Origin of the sequence: Lysinibacillus sp. CNPSo 3705 (assembly GCF_028674935.1) — a bacterium.
Taxonomy (GTDB): Bacteria; Bacillota; Bacilli; order Bacillales_A; family Planococcaceae; genus Lysinibacillus.
On the sequence record NZ_JAQZSD010000028.1, the window covers coordinates 1 to 18,713 of the forward strand.

General features: G+C 36.8%; 17 protein-coding genes and 2 riboswitches. Of the genes, 3 read left to right on the forward strand and 14 right to left on the reverse strand.

Going from position 1 to position 18,713, the window contains the following annotated elements; all coding sequences use genetic code 11:
- Positions 1 to 563 precede the first annotated feature (563 nt).
- A complete protein-coding gene (locus PVA17_RS13200) occupies positions 564 to 1,868 on the reverse strand; it encodes an NCS2 family permease (protein ID WP_132364129.1) in 1,305 nt (434 codons plus the stop codon).
- Between the two features lie 130 nt (positions 1,869 to 1,998).
- A riboswitch (purine riboswitch) is annotated at positions 1,999 to 2,100 on the reverse strand.
- Between the two features lie 226 nt (positions 2,101 to 2,326).
- Entirely contained in the window at positions 2,327 to 2,995 is a 669-nt protein-coding gene (locus PVA17_RS13205; protein WP_132364131.1) for an MOSC domain-containing protein, read from the reverse strand.
- Between the two features lie 410 nt (positions 2,996 to 3,405).
- Here PVA17_RS13205 and PVA17_RS13210 point away from each other — a divergent pair, with 410 nt between their 5' ends.
- The 3 genes from PVA17_RS13210 to PVA17_RS13220 are packed head-to-tail and all read left to right on the forward strand — an operon-like array spanning position 3,406 to position 4,779.
- Positions 3,406 to 3,846, forward strand: a complete 441-nt coding sequence (locus PVA17_RS13210; RefSeq protein ID WP_132364133.1) for a LytTR family DNA-binding domain-containing protein — start codon at positions 3,406 to 3,408, stop codon at positions 3,844 to 3,846.
- Positions 3,843 to 4,259: a hypothetical protein gene (locus tag PVA17_RS13215; RefSeq protein WP_132364135.1), complete on the forward strand. Its 417-nt coding sequence runs from the start codon at positions 3,843 to 3,845 to the stop codon at positions 4,257 to 4,259. The genes PVA17_RS13210 and PVA17_RS13215 overlap by 4 nt, the downstream gene beginning before the upstream one ends.
- A gap of 10 nt (positions 4,260 to 4,269) precedes the next feature.
- Positions 4,270 to 4,779 (forward strand): DUF7010 family protein, encoded by a 510-nt coding sequence (locus PVA17_RS13220; RefSeq protein WP_274067948.1) that lies wholly within the window; start codon positions 4,270 to 4,272, stop codon positions 4,777 to 4,779.
- 80 nt (positions 4,780 to 4,859) lie between these two features.
- Here the strand turns inward: PVA17_RS13220 and guaA are convergent, their stop codons facing one another.
- From guaA to PVA17_RS13280, 12 genes are all read right to left on the reverse strand, one after another.
- Positions 4,860 to 6,410 (reverse strand): glutamine-hydrolyzing GMP synthase, encoded by a 1,551-nt coding sequence (gene guaA / locus PVA17_RS13225; protein WP_274067949.1) that lies wholly within the window; start codon positions 6,408 to 6,410, stop codon positions 4,860 to 4,862.
- 158 nt (positions 6,411 to 6,568) lie between these two features.
- Positions 6,569 to 6,670, reverse strand: a riboswitch (purine riboswitch).
- Between the two features lie 35 nt (positions 6,671 to 6,705).
- Positions 6,706 to 8,892, reverse strand: coding sequence for a transglutaminase TgpA family protein (locus tag PVA17_RS13230; RefSeq protein ID WP_274067950.1), 2,187 nt, complete (start codon positions 8,890 to 8,892; stop codon positions 6,706 to 6,708).
- A complete protein-coding gene (locus tag PVA17_RS13235; RefSeq protein ID WP_274067951.1) occupies positions 8,889 to 10,070 on the reverse strand; it encodes a DUF58 domain-containing protein in 1,182 nt (393 codons plus the stop codon). Before PVA17_RS13235 ends, PVA17_RS13230 begins: the two co-directional genes overlap by 4 nt.
- Positions 10,067 to 11,011, reverse strand: a complete 945-nt coding sequence (locus PVA17_RS13240) for an AAA family ATPase (protein WP_132364145.1) — start codon at positions 11,009 to 11,011, stop codon at positions 10,067 to 10,069. Before PVA17_RS13240 ends, PVA17_RS13235 begins: the two co-directional genes overlap by 4 nt.
- Positions 11,012 to 11,250: 239 nt before the next feature.
- Complete coding sequence (locus PVA17_RS13245) at positions 11,251 to 11,931, reverse strand: ABC transporter ATP-binding protein (RefSeq protein ID WP_274067952.1); 681 nt, start codon at positions 11,929 to 11,931, stop codon at positions 11,251 to 11,253.
- A gap of 212 nt (positions 11,932 to 12,143) precedes the next feature.
- Positions 12,144 to 12,956, reverse strand: a complete 813-nt coding sequence (locus tag PVA17_RS13250; protein WP_274067970.1) for an ABC transporter permease — start codon at positions 12,954 to 12,956, stop codon at positions 12,144 to 12,146.
- Positions 12,956 to 13,408, reverse strand: a complete 453-nt coding sequence (locus PVA17_RS13255; RefSeq protein ID WP_132364152.1) for a nitrous oxide reductase accessory protein NosL — start codon at positions 13,406 to 13,408, stop codon at positions 12,956 to 12,958. The genes PVA17_RS13250 and PVA17_RS13255 overlap by 1 nt, the downstream gene beginning before the upstream one ends.
- Positions 13,405 to 14,676 carry a right-handed parallel beta-helix repeat-containing protein gene (locus PVA17_RS13260; protein ID WP_274067953.1) on the reverse strand — a complete coding sequence of 424 codons (1,272 nt, stop codon included), beginning with the start codon at positions 14,674 to 14,676 and terminating at the stop codon, positions 13,405 to 13,407. The genes PVA17_RS13255 and PVA17_RS13260 overlap by 4 nt, the downstream gene beginning before the upstream one ends.
- A gap of 60 nt (positions 14,677 to 14,736) precedes the next feature.
- Positions 14,737 to 15,378: a nitrous oxide reductase accessory protein NosL gene (locus tag PVA17_RS13265; protein WP_132364155.1), complete on the reverse strand. Its 642-nt coding sequence runs from the start codon at positions 15,376 to 15,378 to the stop codon at positions 14,737 to 14,739.
- Between the two features lie 415 nt (positions 15,379 to 15,793).
- On the reverse strand, positions 15,794 to 16,114 hold the full coding sequence (locus PVA17_RS13270) for an NAD synthetase (protein WP_274067954.1): 321 nt from the start codon (positions 16,112 to 16,114) through the stop codon (positions 15,794 to 15,796).
- Between the two features lie 232 nt (positions 16,115 to 16,346).
- Complete coding sequence (nadE, locus tag PVA17_RS13275; protein ID WP_274067955.1) at positions 16,347 to 17,171, reverse strand: ammonia-dependent NAD(+) synthetase; 825 nt, start codon at positions 17,169 to 17,171, stop codon at positions 16,347 to 16,349.
- 22 nt (positions 17,172 to 17,193) lie between these two features.
- Positions 17,194 to 18,654, reverse strand: coding sequence for a nicotinate phosphoribosyltransferase (locus PVA17_RS13280; RefSeq protein ID WP_274067956.1), 1,461 nt, complete (start codon positions 18,652 to 18,654; stop codon positions 17,194 to 17,196).
- Positions 18,655 to 18,713: the final 59 nt, after the last annotated feature.

Genomic DNA, 18,713 nt, shown 5'->3' on the forward strand with positions numbered 1-18,713 from the left:
ATGTTTGATGTCCAAAATTTTGTTTCGTTCACTAACTCAAGGTTAGCTAGTAAAAACTTTATTGATTACGTTTTGCTTGTTCAGTTTTCAAGGTTCATTAGTTCGTCGCATTTAAGTGACTTACTATACTTTAACATAGTGTTGACTCTATGTCAATCATTTATGTTAGTAGTTTTTTTAAGTTGTTGTTGTTTCGTAACAACGTTTATAAATATATCACCTTAATATTAAGTTTGCAAGTGATTTTTTAAAGTAAAACTATTCCAAATAAATCAATTATACCTTAGCATAATTGCGTCCGACATTGATCGAAGTCTTTAGGCAAACATGATGTTGGTCGGTCTCTCAGTCTTTACAATAGGACGTGACAACGACTGACTTCCTCTACAACTGAATGGAGTTAAAGGGAGTTTCTTCTATAATATAGAATTCAACTACACATGAATGTTATACATTCTATAGTTACATTATAAACAGTAGATAGTTTTATAGTTTTTAATTCTTCAATAAGAAAAGCACCTACAATTGTTAGTCAACAATTGAGGTGCTGTTTATCTTTATATTTAGCGTACCCATATAAAGTATGCAAGGAAGACAAAGAACAATCCGTACATCATAGGATGAATTTCTTTTTTACGACCCGCTAAAAGCATTGTTATTGGATAAAAGACAAAGCCTATTGCAATACCAGTAGCGATTGAGTAACCAAGAGGCATCATGATTACTGTAAAGAAAGCAGGTACGGCGATTTCGAATTTATCCCAATCAATTAAACGTAATGAAGATACCATCAGAACACCTACAATAACTAGAGCTGGCGCTGTTACTGCTGGAGTTACTACAGCTAGTAATGGTGAGAAGAATAATGCTACTAGGAATAGTATTGCAGTTACTACAGCAGAGAAACCTGAACGAGCACCTGCTGCTACACCAGAAGTTGATTCTACATACGCAGTAGTTGTTGATGTACCAAATAAAGAACCAATTGTTGTTGCAAGAGCATCAGCCATCAATGCACGGCTTGCACGTGGTAATTTATTATCTTTTACTAATCCTGCCTGTGTCGCAACTGCCATTAAAGTACCTGCTGTATCAAAGAAATCTACAAACAAGAATGTTAAGACAACTACTAAAAATTTAACGTTTAATAATGAATCAAAGTCATTGAAAATTGGTTTTAAAGCTACCATAAACGTAGAATCTACACTTGGAATTGCTGAAACAACTGCTGTAGGAGGTGTAATGACACCTGTAATCATACCAACAACTGCTGTTATAACCATCCCTAAGAAAATACCAATACTACGTAGTTTGATAATAAGAATAATTGACAGAACAATCCCGAATACTGCAAGTAAAGTAGGACCAGTGAATGTTCCTAAAGTTACCAATGTAGCTGGGCTATCTGTTATAATGCCTGCTCCTTGTAAGCCAACAAATGTTATAAATAAACCAATACCTGCTGAAACCGCATATTTAAGTTGTACTGGAATTGCATTAATGACTGTTTCACGAATACCTGTTAACGAAAGAATGATAAAGATAACACCTGAGAAGAAAACACCCGTTAAGCCAGTTTGCCATGGAATACCGTACGCTCCAACTACAGTGAACGCAAAGAATGCGTTTAAGCCCATACCAGGAGCAAGTGAAATTGGGAATTTAGCGAAAATACCCATAATCAGAGAACCGACTGCAGCTGCTAATGCTGTAGCTACGAATACAGCTCCTTTATCCATTCCTGCATTTTCTAACATACCAGGGTTAACAGCTAAAATGTAAGCCATAGCAAGGAATGTTGTAATACCACCTATTATTTCGCGGCGATAATTAGTTCCTAATTCATCGAACATGAAATACTTTTTCATTTTAAAGAAATCCTCCGTATGGTCGTCTTCAATATCGAAAACAAAAAAGACACGCTGACTACTCTACTAGTCGCATGTCTACGATACATTTCACCATTACTAGCGTGAAATCAATTAGTGTCTATACATTGGTATATATAACTAAAATCGTAGTCAAGTTATTTACGGTAACTTGGTAGAAACTCACGGGCCTTATCCCCGACATTATACGACGACATATTTAATTTACAATCAATATATCATTTCACTTTTCAGATTTCAACCCTATTTCCGAACATTTTTTATGAAATACACACGAAAGTTCGTGTAAAATCCTTATTTAATGTTCACGTTTTAAGAAATCGTTGCATAAATAGGTCAAGGCTGAACGTTTTATCGATAGTTATAAAATAAAAAATCCCCTTGAACTCATTCGAATTCTTGAGGATTTTAACAGAGCTTCCTTGAGCAACATATGTTTAGTTCATCACTTTACTTTGCAAGAGCTGAATTCTTTTTTCTAATTTTTGTTTCCAATCTTCTGCTAATGCATCAACTACTTGTATACGTTTCATCGCAAGTGCGTCTTTGTTTTTAAAATACACTTCGTTGCAATGTAAAACTGAGATACCTTCAGGGTGCTTTTCTACTAATTCGATTTTTGAATCTGCACAGATTGTCCCTTCTTCCAGTACACGAGCAAGGAAGCCCGTATAACCTGTTTCAATTAAACGTTTAAGTAAAATGCTCGCCTCAGCATATTTATCAATCGTACTACAAGGTACACGTCCTTGGGTAACTTGAATGACAGCATTACCTATTTTATAAATATCACCAATACAAATATCCGCTTCCAACATATTCGTTACTGTTAAGTTTTCACCGAATGCTGCTGTCGGCAACGGTTTACCAAGTTCCTGTTCCCATTGTATGTAATGCTCCGCAGGATATAAACAAACGGCACGGTCGGGACCACCATGATGTTTTTTATCTGCTACATCGTCCCCCTCAAATCCACGAGCAGACAAATATACTTCTTGTACTTTTCGTTTTTCAATCCCTGTAATCATCGAGCGCCCATTACTATAATGCAATTCTTTCGGCATACCAATAGCAAGTGTGTGAATCATCGCTTTATTTTTTTCCATTCCGTCCCTCCTAAACTAAACAACGACATAGAGTCCTATTTATATTTATTAGTTTACTATACCTAATGTTTCGAAAGTATTATCCTTAAAATAAAGAATTTCAAAATTTATTGCGGCTTAACATCCTCTACTTTCTCAACTCCTTATTCCTTAAAAATATACAATCTGTTTAACTTCTTCATCTGCAGAAAAGTAACTTAAATATGTATTTATTTTTACCAGCTATAAAGGTAGCAGACTTCTGTACCTGTCGCTTCGCTTTCGCTATAGAAAAATGGATGGTGTAAAAACTGTAGCTTTAAATTTACTGAATCAACGTTGTAACAAAACCTATTTATTTTGCAACAAAACGAAAAATCATCGTAAGTTCCGAGAAGTGTTGCTACGATTAAAACAGAAAGGAGATCCACATGAAATTCAACTACATATGGAAAAACAATCAATCATCTTCTGAAATTGAGATTATCAGTAATCCATCGAATAAAGAATTGCTATCGACAATTGAACAGCAATTTTTTCAATCTATAACATTAAGCGCAACAGATTTCAAAACAAATCGCCAGGTTATGATTGAACTTAATAACATCGAGGCAATTGAAGCATCTGGTCATTTCACCAAAATCTTTTTAATAAATGGTACAGAACTATTGCTGAATAAGATTTTAAAAGAATTATCTTACTTGGAATCATTCGGATTGGTTAGAATCAATAATTCAATGATTTTGAATTTGCATCAAATACACTCATTTGCTTCGGGAAGTCACGCTAGATTGGAAGTTATTACAAAACAGCAAAATAAGTATATTGTCAGTAGACATTATGCAAAATCTATTAAGGAGAAATTAATATGATAAAAGACTTAAAAAACAGCTTTTTATACGTTTCATTTTTGGGGTTGATGTGGATTGTTTTCTTAATTACTATTTTTAATCTTCACGAAGAAACAGTCAACTTTCTTTACATTTGGAATTTAATTGGTATTAGTGTTCTGATGGGAATTGTTTTTGGTATAACTTATCCATATTTATGGAACTATTCAACATTAAAAGTAACATCTAAAATTACTATTAGTACCTTTTCGAATTTTTTCTGTGGCATAGGAAGTGTATATCTTTTTTCACTGAAAGCATTTGCAATTATTAAACCTTATTTATTGCTAATTTTAGTGATAACGTTGATTGGTCATATCATCGGATTTTATTTTTTCTCTAAATATGAAAATAAAAAAATAGCGGATAGTTTGAATAGATCGCTTGAAAATTAAGGAGACTGAAATGAACCTCAATACTAGCTTACAAGTACTATTAAACGATATTGCTCAGAAACAAAAGAAGGGGCTTCCTTTTATAATGGCCTCAATATTTATTTGGGGAGTTATCACAGTAATCGCGTTGCTGCCTTTAGATTTAATGATAAAAAATATTGGTATTTTATCTTGTGGTGCATTGCTGTTTCCTGTGTCAATTCTTTGTGCCAAACTATTAAATGTTGATTTATTTTATAAAGAAAATCCATTGATTAATGGATTATTGATTGCAACAAACAATCAAATTTTATATTTAATTATTTGTATTCTTTTATTACTTAAAGCACCTATGTGGGTCTTACCTGTTTATGCAATTATTTACGGTGCACATTTGTTACCATATTCATTCTTTTATCAATCAAAAAATTATCGTTATAGTTCAATATTTATTTGTATAGCTATTTTGATAAGTGTGATTTTCTTCCATTTAAATGTTATTTTTATCTCGTTAATCGTAGAAATTGGTGTACTTTTCTAATTTTTAATGCTGAAAAAAGAAATAAAAAGCTAGTCTGAAAAAAATCAGACTAGCTTTTTATTCAAAATCAAACGAGGGGATTATTCCCACTCAATCGTTGCAGGTGGCTTAGATGTAATATCGTACAGCACGCGGTTAACGTGTTTTACTTCGTTTACTAGGCGGACAGAGATTTTCTCTAGTACATCCCAAGGAATGCGTGCCCAGTCAGAAGTCATACCATCGATAGAAGTTACCGCACGGATACCGATTGCATAGTCATACGTACGTGCATCGCCCATTACGCCAACTGAACGGATGTCAGGTAATACCGTGAAGTATTGCCAGATGTCGCGATCAAGACCAGCTTTTGCGATTTCTTCACGTAGGATGAAATCAGATTCGCGTACGATTTCTAGTTTTTCTTCTGTTACTTCACCAAGTACACGGATTCCTAGACCTGGACCTGGGAATGGTTGACGCCAAACGATTTTTTCGTCAAGGCCAAGCTCTAATCCTAGTGCGCGCACTTCGTCTTTAAATAATGTGTTAAGTGGCTCAATTAATTGGAATTGCATGTCTTCTGGAAGACCACCAACGTTATGGTGAGATTTAATAGTTTGTGCAGTAGATGTTCCAGATTCAATGATATCTGTGTAAAGCGTACCTTGTGCTAGGAAGTCCATTCCTTCAAGTTTCGCCGCTTCTTCATCGAATACGTAAATAAATTCGTTACCGATAATTTTACGTTTTTGTTCTGGATCAGAAACGCCCGCAAGTTTATCCATGAAACGTTGACGTGCATCAATTTTAATAACATTCATGTCGAAGTCTTCTGTGAATGTTTTCATAACTTGCTCAACTTCACCTTTACGGTTTAAGTTGTGGTCAACGAACATACAAGTTAGTTGGTCGCCAATTGCTTTATGAATTAGAACAGCAACAACTGAAGAGTCTACACCACCAGAAAGTGCACATAATACTTTTTTGTCGCCTACTATTTCGCGGATTTTTGCGATTTCAAGCTCAATGAAGTTTGCCATTGACCAATCGCCTTTTGCTCCACAAATGTCGAATACGAACTGACGTAATAAGTCGTTACCGTATACAGAGTGACGTACTTCTGGGTGGAATTGTACTGCATATAGTTTACGTTCTACATTTGCCATTGCAGAGATTGGGCAAGCAGCACTTGTTGCGATTACTTCAAAACCAGCAGGTACTTCTGTTACATGGTCACCATGGCTCATCCAAACGATTTGCTCAGTTGGTAAGTTACCGAATAACTTGTTTGAAGCTGTTACTTTAATTTCTGCTTTACCATATTCTCGTGTTTCAGCACCTTCAACTTTACCACCTTGCGTATGCGCCATTAATTGCATACCATAGCAAATACCTAAGATTGGTAAGCCTAATTCGAAAATAGCTGGGTCTACATGGAAGGCATTTTCGTCATAAACTGAGTTTGGACCACCTGAAAAAATAATACCTGTTGCGTTCATACCTTTAATTTCTTCAGCTGTAATCGTATGAGGATGTAACTCACTGAAAACGCCAAATTCACGGATACGACGTGTAATCAATTGGTTAAATTGGCTACCGAAATCAAGAACGACGATTTTTTCTTGCTCTAATAAAGGGCTTGCTGACAATATATCCACCTCTTCTACTATTTTTAAAGGACTTTTCATATGTTCAAAGAAAAACGCGTATGGAAGTAAAAACTTCCTACGCGTTCATAAGCTCTAAATTTATAAAGGCGAATGCGTAGCAAAGAAAAGTGATTTACTAATTACTAACCTTCTCACCTAACCAAAACATTCACCTTCATAGAGAAATCATTTACGGTGATTTCGTAGAAACATCCGAACCTTATTATCGAACTTATATGAAAGCAATCCTCATCATATATAATTTTTTTCATTTTACTCTTTGTACCCATCAAAATCAACTGATAGTGCGATTGATTAAATTTTCCCAACTTTCTTTCAGTTCCATGAAATCAACCTCTTGTTTATCTTTACCATAAATATGCTGTTCATATACAGCAGTTAGTTTTTGCATCTCTTCTGTCTCAAGCGACTCATCTACTCTTATAGCAAATGCACGTAATGTTTCGCCATCTTTTCGGCGTAACCCAATACGAGATAATTGCTTCATTAAAACATGATAGGAAGCATCAAAATTTGTCCAGTCCGCTTCTTTTTTACGAAATGCTCGTACTTGCATTTTAGGTATCCACGTTTTACGTTGCATAAACAAAGCAATGCTAGCGATGACCATCAAAATGCCTAGAGCAATCCATACATAAGTAAGCTTTTTCATCCATGTCCAAACAGAATCAAAACTAAATGACGTTGAGCTAGATGTTTCTTTCTTCGGCTCTTGCTCTTGCTTCTTTGGTTGTTCTTGTTTTTTTTCTGGCTGCAGTACTTGCTCCTCCTGAGGAGTGTCTTGTTCCATATCATAATTGATATTCATATTTCTAGAAAATCCAATTGTCGGTTCAAACTCCATCCAGCCTGTTCCAGGTACATATGCTTCGACCCATGAGTGTGCATTATCATTTGTAACTTGATACTCCTGTAAACCATCTGTTATTCGACCAGGCTTGCCCGGTGCGAAGCCTTTTACCCAACGTGCGGGTATCCCCGCCGAACGTAAGAGGACCACCATTGATGTTGAGAAATTATCACAGTAGCCAACTTTAGTATCAAATAAAAACTGATCCACATAATCTTGTCCCTCAGCAGGAATTGCTACTTCTTTTTTATCGTATCTAAAGCCTTGAGATGAAAAATAACTTTCAATTGCTTTTATTTGATCATATACGGAAGCCTTATCGTGTGTGATTTCTTTCGCTAAATTCACTACACGTGGCGGAAGTGTATTTGGCAATTGTAAGAAACGATTAAAGGAAGGATCTAATGTTGCTAACGTAGCTGTTTTAGACATTTGAAGCTGCTTCATGCTATATTCTGGCTCACTATAAGAAATCGTATAGTTAGACAATAATTTCGATTCACCATTCTGTTGTTCTATTGCTATTTTTTCAGTGTGTTCATCCTGAATAAACAGCGGTGAATCTTGGGCAGAAACAGATATCATACCATACGTTTGCAATAAAAATGGCATTGGAGTAGCAATGTCTATTTGAATTTGACGTTCTTTTTCTAGAGATCCAACTTGTAACGAAGTTTGGATAGGGGTATTTGTTTGGTAAACATTTTTGCCAAAGTTCCCCTTCGAAAGAATCCAGCCCTTCGAAGTATAAGTGTCCTTTGTATCTATACGCCAATAATGGCGATCACGAGAAGTTGCCGTAAAAATTAGTGTATTATCACCTTGAAACGGTCCTCCTAATCGGCTATCATCCTCGCTGTAACCAACTGTTTTTGCACCTGTTCCACCGTCCCCTTGCCCTGCAACACCTTTAATAAAAGGCACTGGATCAGCCCAGGTCGGTCCTGTCTTAGGTAAAAAGAATGCCACTGAACTAATGAGCATTACCGAAACGATCATCGGAATAACCAGTTTCCACTTTCCTATTACATTGCTCGGTGCATCTGTTTGAAGCCATAAGCTTTTAACAAACAGCAAACCAGTCATTATTAATCCAAGTACAAGTACTTTAACAATCGCTACCTTTCCATCATAGTCACTAAACGTATCTAGTGTGGCAATAAAGAATACAGTTAACGCGAAGAAATAGAATATATTTTTCCGCACAGTTATCCAATGATGAATTAGGTATATTAACATCCAAATAAGCGCAAGGAATAGCACCGTTCTAAATGAATCCGAAACTTGTCCAACATCGCCCGAAAGAATGGTCGTCATATTCCATTTCCACTCATGTATTAAAAATGGTATTGTCTGTCCTGAAAAAAAGGGACTTTCACTATAAACAAACACTATAAACCAAGTAATATAACCTAATTTCACTAAGCCCGACAATATCGGATGTACTTGAAATAAGCTGAGTATCAATGCTAGACCGATAAACACTAAAAACAAATGAACCAAACCTGTATTCGTCAGCTGCATGACAGGAATAAGCCATTCACGCAAAATTAGAAAAATTATTACGTATGCTATTGCTAATTCTATAAAATTTCCTAGTGATTTTTTCACGGCTTCATCACCTCCGTGAACAGATTGTAATAATCTGTTGGATTTACGTGTACAACATGAATTTGTCTATAACGCTTCGCCAATTCTGTTTGCATAGGTGGTTGCTCCGCTACTACAAAACAAATACAGCTTTTCACCATATTGGCTAGAGAATGAAGTAATTCATCCGATACTTCACTCGTAACATACAGTAATGTTGCAATATGCTTAAACACTTGCTGATCTCGTAATTGAAATTTGACCGTTTCAGCAGGTTTTATAGCAGCTAAATGATGCATTACTTGATCTAGCTGCTTATTACCTTGGATAATCGGAAATGCCTTCGTGTTCGAACCAGCTGAAACAAATGATATATCTCCACGTTCTCCGACAATTGTTTGTAGCATCGAAGCTACAAGCTCAATTTTTTCTTCAAATAACGGAGATTTTCCAGCATGGAGTATTAACATTAACTCCTGCGATTGACGATCTTCAAATTCTTTAGATTGTAATGTTTGTGTTTTCGCAAATGATTTCCAGTGAATCCACGAAAAACGGTCACCTGGCACATACTCACGTAAGCCAACAGCCATGGATGTATCCTTAACAATTGAATAAGGTGACATCATTGTACCAACATCAAATTTTGTTTGAAGCGCGGCATATCTCATCTCGCGTACTCTAGGGTAAACTAAAATGACTTGTTCCTTTTCTGCCGTAACTCGCTTTTTTGCCCAGCCAAAAAAATCACAGAATACAATCGTAACACCTAAGTAACGATGCTCGCCACGGGACATATTTTCCAACACGTAATCCCAGCTAAATTTTTTCCTGAAGCCAACGAACTTAATGCTATTCGTTCCTTGCACCCTTGATTGAACAAGGGCTTCACTGTTCACAAGTTCCTCCATCATCATATAAGCAAACGGAAAGCGTGTTTTTCGTTCCACCGTAATTGTAACCTTAGCAGATTGTCCACTCTCTACATGGGAGGGCTCAATTTTGCGTTCCACTAGTAAAATATCTTCTTTCACCAGTAAGAAAATAAATGCATATAACAAAAACGGACTAACTGTAAAAAACACAAACCAGCTGACAAATCCACCTTGGAACATGGCATAACAAAACGTTATGATCATTAACAAAGATACTAATAAGAAATGTTTACTTTTCTCAATTAAAGCTTTCCATTTCTTCATTGCTCTGCAAACCTCTTTGTCGGCACAGGTGTTTTCGCAATAATTCGCTCAATAATTTCCTCTGCCGTAACGTTATCGTAACGAGCATCTGGTTTTAATACTAAACGATGGCTAAAAACAAATGGTACTAAATATTGAACATCATCAGGCGTAACATAGCTACGCCCTTTAATAAATGCATAAGCTTGTGAAGCTTTCATTAAAGCAATCGTTGCGCGAGGACTTACGCCTAAATATACATAGCTATTTTCCCTTGTTTGAGTCGCTAGCTCGACCATATAGTTTTTGACCGAATCTTCAACATACACACCCTGCACAAGCTCCTGCAATTCGTTTAATTGCGCAACTGTTAGCACTGCTTCAATTTTTTCAATTGGTTTACCATGTTCAGCACGACGGAGAATTTCCACTTCTTGTCCTCTTGAAGGATAGCCCATTTTTATTTTTAGTAAGAAACGATCTAGCTGTGCTTCTGGTAACGGATATGTTCCTTCATGCTCAATTGGATTTTGAGTGGCCATAACGAAAAATGGTTGATTGATTGTTAAGGTTTTACCATCAATCGTGACAGAGGCTTCCTCCATCCCCTCAAGTAAAGCAGATTGTGTTTTAGGAGACGTACGGTTAATTTCATCAGCTAAAATGACATCTCCCATAATCGGACCAGGTCGAAACTCAAATTCCAACGTTTTTGGATTATAAATAGATACCCCTACAACATCAGACGGTAATAAATCAGGTGTAAATTGAATCCTTTTAAACTGTGCGTCAAAGGATTTTGCCAGCGCTCGCACCATCATCGTTTTACCAACACCTGGTACGTCCTCAAGCAAGACATGCCCTCTTGCCAGCAAAGCTACGATGCTGAGCTCTGCAACCTCTCTTTTGCCTATCATTACTTTTTCTATATTTTCTAATACATCTTGTATTTGTGAATTCATAAATCAAAAACCTCCTCTATCATTTTCAGCAATTATTCGAATTGCATGACAACTCCTTTAAGAATAACGAAATATGTTTAGTAACACAATTAGTATGAAACACTCATCTATTACTTCATCCCTATAGCTCGAGCATGTAGCGAGAAAAAGAATATTACTTTAGCATGAAAAAGAAGGCTTGTCTGAATACAATTCAAACAAACCTATCTTTTAGTATAACGTTATTACCTATCAAAATGTTACAGATTTAATTTTTTTAACCATAAATTCTCTAACGAAGATGAATTTTCTTGTAAAAATATTTCCTTTAATTCGCCAGAAATAAGTATATTTCCTTCATGTAAAACTAACACATCGTCCGCTATTTCCTCCGCAAAAGCAAGCAAATGCGTAGAAAAAATTACAGTACAGCCCTTTGCTTTTTCCTCGAGCATCATTTTTTTCAGCTCCGCAATCCAAAAAGGATCAAGACCATTCGTAGGCTCATCTAAAATAAGCAAAGAACCGTCACCAAGTAAACTTTGAGCGAGATTAAGCCGTTGACGCATCCCCTTTGAGAAATGCTTCACTTTTTGCTTTCGAACATCCCATAAAGCTACACGTCTCAGTACATCTTCCTGTTCCTTTTTACCAATTTTCTTTAAAGAGGCAAGTAGTTGCAAAATTTCTGCAGCTGTTAACATAGACGGAAAGTCCACATCGTCAGGCATATATCGAATAGCCTGTGGTTTATGCCATATTATTTCTCCTGATTTTTGTTTTTCTTGCCCAGTTAGCAGGCGAATTAAAGTACTCTTTCCAGCACCATTTCCTCCTACAAGCGCTAAAATACGCCCCGCCTGTAAGGAAAAGGAGGCTTCATGAAGACCTCTATTATTATCATAAATATTCGATAACTTCTTTGTTTCTAAAAGCATCATCTTCTCTCCCCTTTCTATCAATTATGCCTCGACATAATTGCGTTTTGAAACGGCTTTGTGATTACGCCTGCAAAATGTTTTTTTGCGCGAAAGCAGCAACTAGTTTTGTCTGTGCCCAAAGCGCAGCCGACAGCAACAGCATGATGCAGGCCAGTTATCGTTATCGCATGGATACGATGATTTTAGGCTAACATCCCTTAACACCGGAGGCTTTACCTTCTTTCACTGAAAGAAGATAAAAGTAAGCTAGTGTATACTAATGGACATACTATCCAAAGCAATGTCACAGCTACGTATACTACGTAACCTAGTGGTGACGAATAAAACTGCGTTACTTGATAAAATGCCGGTCCAAGCACACTAGCCTGATCTGTAAATATAAAGTAACCAAAGCGCAGCCACTCCACAGGATTAATATGTATCGCTATAATCGTCAGTTTTTGCAGAATATGCCCCGCCACGATCGTTCCAATAGCCATTAAAGCGTAAGAAATTAGCAATAAAAAAACGGACCAAAATACAAGTGATAACGACAGTGCAAATAATCTTGTTTTTGCAAATGCCCCCACAGCAATAGCCAATGACACAAAAATAAAGATACATAGCAAAGTTAGAATAATGAAAATAAATGGCAAACGCACTCCGCCAAGAAATCCACCAAGCGCTAAAATTACGCCAAACGCCACGACAATGACTAATAAAAAGGCAAGCACAGAGGCAATATACTTTCCGGCAATATATTGCAGACGTGTCATCGGATATGTCTTTAATAACAAAAACCAGCCTGATTCCACATCACCAGCGATGCTCATACTACCGATCGTTAAAATAAACAGAGGCAATAAAAACAACAATACATTTAAAAACGAAGCAGTCTGTCTTGTAAAACCCTCTACATCCGGCAATGCCATTTGCTGTATGACAATGATAGCTGTAAAAACGAATGTGAAAAGTATGCCTACAAGTTGCATCCAACGACTTCTGAGCATTTGCTTTAATTCTAGTTTAATAAGCATACTGTACATCACTTATGGATCCCCCATTTAAAATCGTGTAAATCCTTATAAGCAAGCAGCTGACCTTCTCCCTCTTTAGTCATCCACTCCTGCGCTGCTTCCTTTGAATCGAGCGCAACTACCCCATAATTCATCGGAGTCCAATAATCCTTGTTGTATACATAAACAGCGTTAAAAACATCAATCCATTCATTTTTTGCTGCATCTTTAATAAAGGCCGCTCCAATCTCACCTTCCCCATTTGCTTCTATATATTCCATTAGACAGCCAATGTCATCAAAAATTTCATAATCACCATTTTTCAATGCAATCTGACCAGCATATGCATTGTGCACGATACTCATATTGCAAATTTTACAAACATCGGTTTCACTAACTATTTCACGAGGCTCATATGTTTTTTCACTACAGCCCATCAAAACACCACAACATAGCATTACAATCATCATCCATTTTTTCATTCTGTTATTCCTCTTTTCCATAGCCATAAACTACTTAATGTCAAGAATAATCCTACTAACATTTGCACCACATTTATCTTAGTCTTCTCGTTCACATGCTTCGTCGCCAATTTGGGCGTATTATCAACAAGCATATTCTTTTCAGTTTTATTAATTTGCTGATCCAGTGATGTCAATAAAATGACGCTCGGAGATGCCACGAAATATTGGTAAACAGGCTGGCGTACCATCCATTGACCAAAGCTCGACACAGCCACATATGGAATATCACCGATACCATTGTCTTTTAAATCAATCCCTGAGTAATCATCATAATAATTACTTACTAGTTGGAAGCCTTGCTTATCAGAGCGAGCCGTTAAAATGTTACCTGTAAAGTTATTACTACTAGCCGTTGTGTCGTCACTTACCTTAGTACCTTCAATGGCTGTTTGGTTCATCTGAAAATCATTTGTTTCTATTTGGATAGTTGAACTTTTCTGCATTGCTACACCAGTTCGGTTATTTTTAATCGTGTTATGTTTAATTTCGGCCTGTTGCACATCATACAGCAGCATACCGTAGCCATTAAAATCAAAATGATTAGCTACTATATTATTTTCCAGGAATATGTCTGTCGTCATCATAATCATAAGGCCAGTTACATTCTGAGCATATGTGTTGAAAAGTGCTTCAGCATCAGTTGTATACATAAAGTGTGTACCGTAACGACTACTCGTTACCTTATTATGTTGAACAACAATATGCTTGACCTCTTCTACATATATTCCATCCTGCACTTGCTCAACAGTATTGCCTTCGATAGTGATGTCCTCACTCTTAAAAACAGCCACCCCATTACCTTTTTTGGAATAATGACCTTCACTACCAGTCACATTGATATTTTGTATACGTATATTTTTGGAGCGTTGTATATGGATACCTGTATGAACATCTTTAATTTGTAACTTTCGTAGCTCCAGTCCATCTACAGCATTAGCTACGATCGCTTTATTTTTCCCTGATAACTTTATATTTTCCACAGTGACATTAGTAGTGTTTTCAATTCGGAGTGAGGGATTGTCTCTTTCACCGATAAGTTCCGTTCCCTCTTCACCTTGTAGCGTTATCGGTTTTGTTACAATAAAATTACCTTGGTAACGACCAGCAGGAATATGAACGACTTCCCCAGGCTTTGCTATATTAATGGCCTCCTGTACATTAAAGTCAGCGTGCACTGTCTGACTCATAAATAGAAAAAATAATAAGGCAAAACCTATTTTTTTCACCAATCCGTACCTCCCAGTTCAGCACGAAAAGACTAGAGGATTTCCCCCTAGTCCATTCGATTAATGACTTTGACCATCGTGATTCTTTTCTTCCATATGCATAGAATCAGATTCACCTTTTGCTTCTTTTTCAGCTTTTTCTTTCATTTTCTTGTTACGACGCTCTAACGCATCATCTTTAATTTTTTGTAATTCCTCTACATGTGCAGTTGGATTGTCAGCGATAAATTTGTCTGCATCCGCTTTATCTTTGAAATAAATATATCCCCAATTCATCGGAGATTTTAGGTCCGTTTTGACGATCGTTGCATCATCAACCTTTACCCAATCTTTCGTGATATAATCACGTACAAATTTTTCGTTCTTTTCATTATTTGCAACCTCGGCATTTACTAAACAGCCTATGTCATCATAAAAGGCGATTGTTCCATCCTCTTTTATTGCTTGAGTAGAGAATTCCCCCATATCTTCGTCCTTCAAATACACTTTCATATTACACATTTCACACATTGTACCTTCTTTTGGTTCTTGTAAACGTGGATCCACTAAAGAGGCGACTTGTGTAGTTTTATCCTTTGCTTCTGCTTCACTTGTTGTAGCGTCTTCTTGCTTAGACTCTTCTTTCTTAACTTGATCTTTTTCTGTACCACATGCCGTAAGTAAAAGTAATGTTGCAAGTGCAGGTAACCATATTTTTTTCACAATTGCTTCCCCCAATATTTCTTTTTTCTGTTTCTATTACATACTTTACAGGTAAGTTGTGAAATAAGTTAAAAATTGCTGTGAAGTATTGGAAAAATTACCTTGAATATTCATTGAACATCTTGACTTCAAATAGTTTGAATAAAAAATATATACTTCCTATTTTTTTATAACACTTGTCGGCAACGCAAGGGGTTGATTTCCGTTCCAGCCGGGCGTGCCCGATGAGCCACTTCACTCGCAAAGCTCGCTTCAAGGTCGCAATGTATCTGTGCAAAAGCATAGCGACAGAAACAAATGATTTCTTGGTCTACAGAAAAGTGAGTAGCCTAGAACAATTCAAGGCCCCATTTGGGTTTTCAACATAAAAAACTCTCTACATCCTGAATGATGTAGAGAGTTTGAGTTTATGATGTTATATAGAAGAGCGGTAACTATTGAGAAGCTTCTTTTGCTTGCTGACAAGACTTAGCTTAACGGCAGTTTCATTTAATTCATTGCGTATTTGTAAATCGTAAGCATTGTCCACAAAACTAGCCGCTATTTTATTGGGACGTTGCTGCTGGATTTGGCTAGTGTTACTTAAATGCCTTTTATCTTTATTCTTTAGCAAACTGTTTTTAAACTGTTTCTTCGGATTTTGTCCGAAATTATGACTTAAATCCCCAGCATGTAAATACTGTTGTTCGTTACGAAATATACTACTAGTCGTCGAACTTACTCTAGAAGTCCTCATATATAATTACCCTCCTTTACTTTTTATCAACTTTGTAGGTATTTATATCGACATTATATGCTTGAACTTTATAATACAGAACCAAATTGCTTAAAAAAAGTGAAAAGAGCTATAAGAAAAAGTGTTAACACTTTTTCTTATAGCTCTTTTCCCAAATAGTTTTCGGCTCATCCAGGAAAGCCGCCTAGTCAGAAATGAAAAATCAACCCCACGCTATGTTGATAGCTATAAATTACTTCCAGAAATCATCAAATATAGTAATTGGCATATGACGTTTGTGTTGTGAACGTAAATAATGCCCTTCCAATGTTTTACGAGCATCCTCAGGGATTTCCTTCCCCTCCAAATAATCATCAATTTGGTCATACGTTAAACCAAGAGCTACTTCATCTGGTAATGAAGGACGATCTTCCTCTAAATCCGCAGTTGGTACCTTTAAATATAAGTGCTGTGGGCAATCAAGCGCCGCTAGTAACTGCTTACCCTGACGCTTGTTGAGACGGAAGATTGGCATTAAATCCGCACCACCATCCCCAAATTTTGTGTAAAATCCTGTAATGGCCTCCGCAGCATGATCGGTACCTAACACAACAGCATTATTCATAGCAGCAATAGAATACTGCACCTTCATTCGCTCACGTGCCTTTTCGTTCCCTTTAGCGAAATCGCTTAGTTCAATACCCGCATTCGTTAATGTTCTAACACTTGCATCGACTGCATCTTTAATGTTGACCGTATAAGTCTTCGTAGGTTTAATATAGTCAAGCGCATCCTGACAATCCTTTTCATCCGCTTGCACACCATATGGTAAACGAACAGCCCAAAATGAGTACTTCGCTTCTCCCACCTCGGCATTTAATTCATCGACTGCAAGCTGCGTTAATTTTCCAGTTAACGTGGAATCTTGACCACCTGATATCCCAAGGACAAATCCCTTTACAAAGCTATAGCGACGCGCATAGTCCTTTAAAAAATTAATGGATTTGCGAATCTCTTCCTGCGCATCAATAGTTGGTAACACACGTAATTCCTTAATGATTTCTTGCTGTAATGTCATTTTGTCCTTCACTCCTTACACTTTACAATCGATTGACCATTTCACTTACTTCTTCAATATTACGCATTTTATTATTCCAGCATTTTTGGCTTAAATCGACTGGGTATTCCTCAGGATTCATGGCGCGTTTATATTCATCCCATAACAACTCTAAATTATTAGCTGCATAATCGCGCATCTCTTCCAAAGTAGGATTTTGATAATGTATTACACCATTGTTAATTACATGATGATGTAAATTCTTAGCTTCAAAGTTCGTTACAAATTTTGATACGAATGTATGAACAGGGTGGAACATTTTAATTCTTTCCTCTGATTGAGGATTTTCATCTTGCATAGTGATGTAATCTCCCTCTGCCTTGCCATTCTTTCGATCAATAATGCGATATACGTGTTTAAGACCTGGCGTCGTTACCTTTTCAGCATTCGCAGAAATTTTAATCGTATCTTCTAATTGCCCATCGTTATTTTCAATAGCAACCATTTTATACACAGCGCCTAGAGCTGGTTGGTCATAGGCAGTAATGAGCTTTGTACCAATTCCCCACACATCAACTTTTGCACCTTGAGCCTTTAAGTTTAAGATCGTATATTCATCTAAGTCATTTGATACGATAATTTTAGCGTTTTGGAATCCTGCCTCATCTAACATGCGACGTGCTTCTTTTGACAAGAAAGCTATATCCCCACTGTCTAATCGAATGCCAATAAAATTAATTTTGTCTCCAAGTTCTTTAGCCACTTGGATCGCTGTTGGCACACCCGATTTTAACGTATTGTAAGTATCTACAAGGAATACGCAATCACGATGACGTTTTGCATAGGAATGAAATGCATCATAATCATTTTTATAGGCTTGTACAAGTGCATGTGCATGTGTACCCGATACTGGAATATTAAAGAGTTTACCTGCTCGCACATTACTAGTTGAAGCAAAGCCACCAATAAACGCCGCACGCGTTCCCCAAATCGCTGCGTCCATCTCCTGAGCGCGTCGTGTACCGAACTCCATCGCTACTTCATTTTTTATAATTTGTTTAATACGGCTAGCCTTTGTTGCAATTAAGGTTTGGTAATTCACAATGTTAAGTAGTGCAGTTTCAATTAGTTGCGCTTCCACTAAAGGTGCTTCAATGCGAATAATTGGTTCATTAGCGAAAACAGTTTCTCCTTCCACCATAGAATACATATCCCCTGTAAAGCGAATATTTTTTAAATACTCGATAAAATCCTCTTTATAACCAACTTCTTCACGCAAATACGTTATGTCCGAATCCGTGAAACGAAAATCACGTAAATATTCAAGAATTCTCTCTAATCCCGCAAAAATTGCATAACCATTGCCAAAAGGTAATTTTCTAAAATATAGTTCGAAAACCGCTTTTCTATTATGTATACCATCAGCCCAATACGATTCGGCCATATTGATTTGGTACAAGTCAGTGTGTAGCGCTAAGCTATCATCTGCATAGTTTGATCTCACAAGAAACCCCTTCTTCCGCTTTGATAATTAGTCCTAGTATACACTATATACCCAAATTC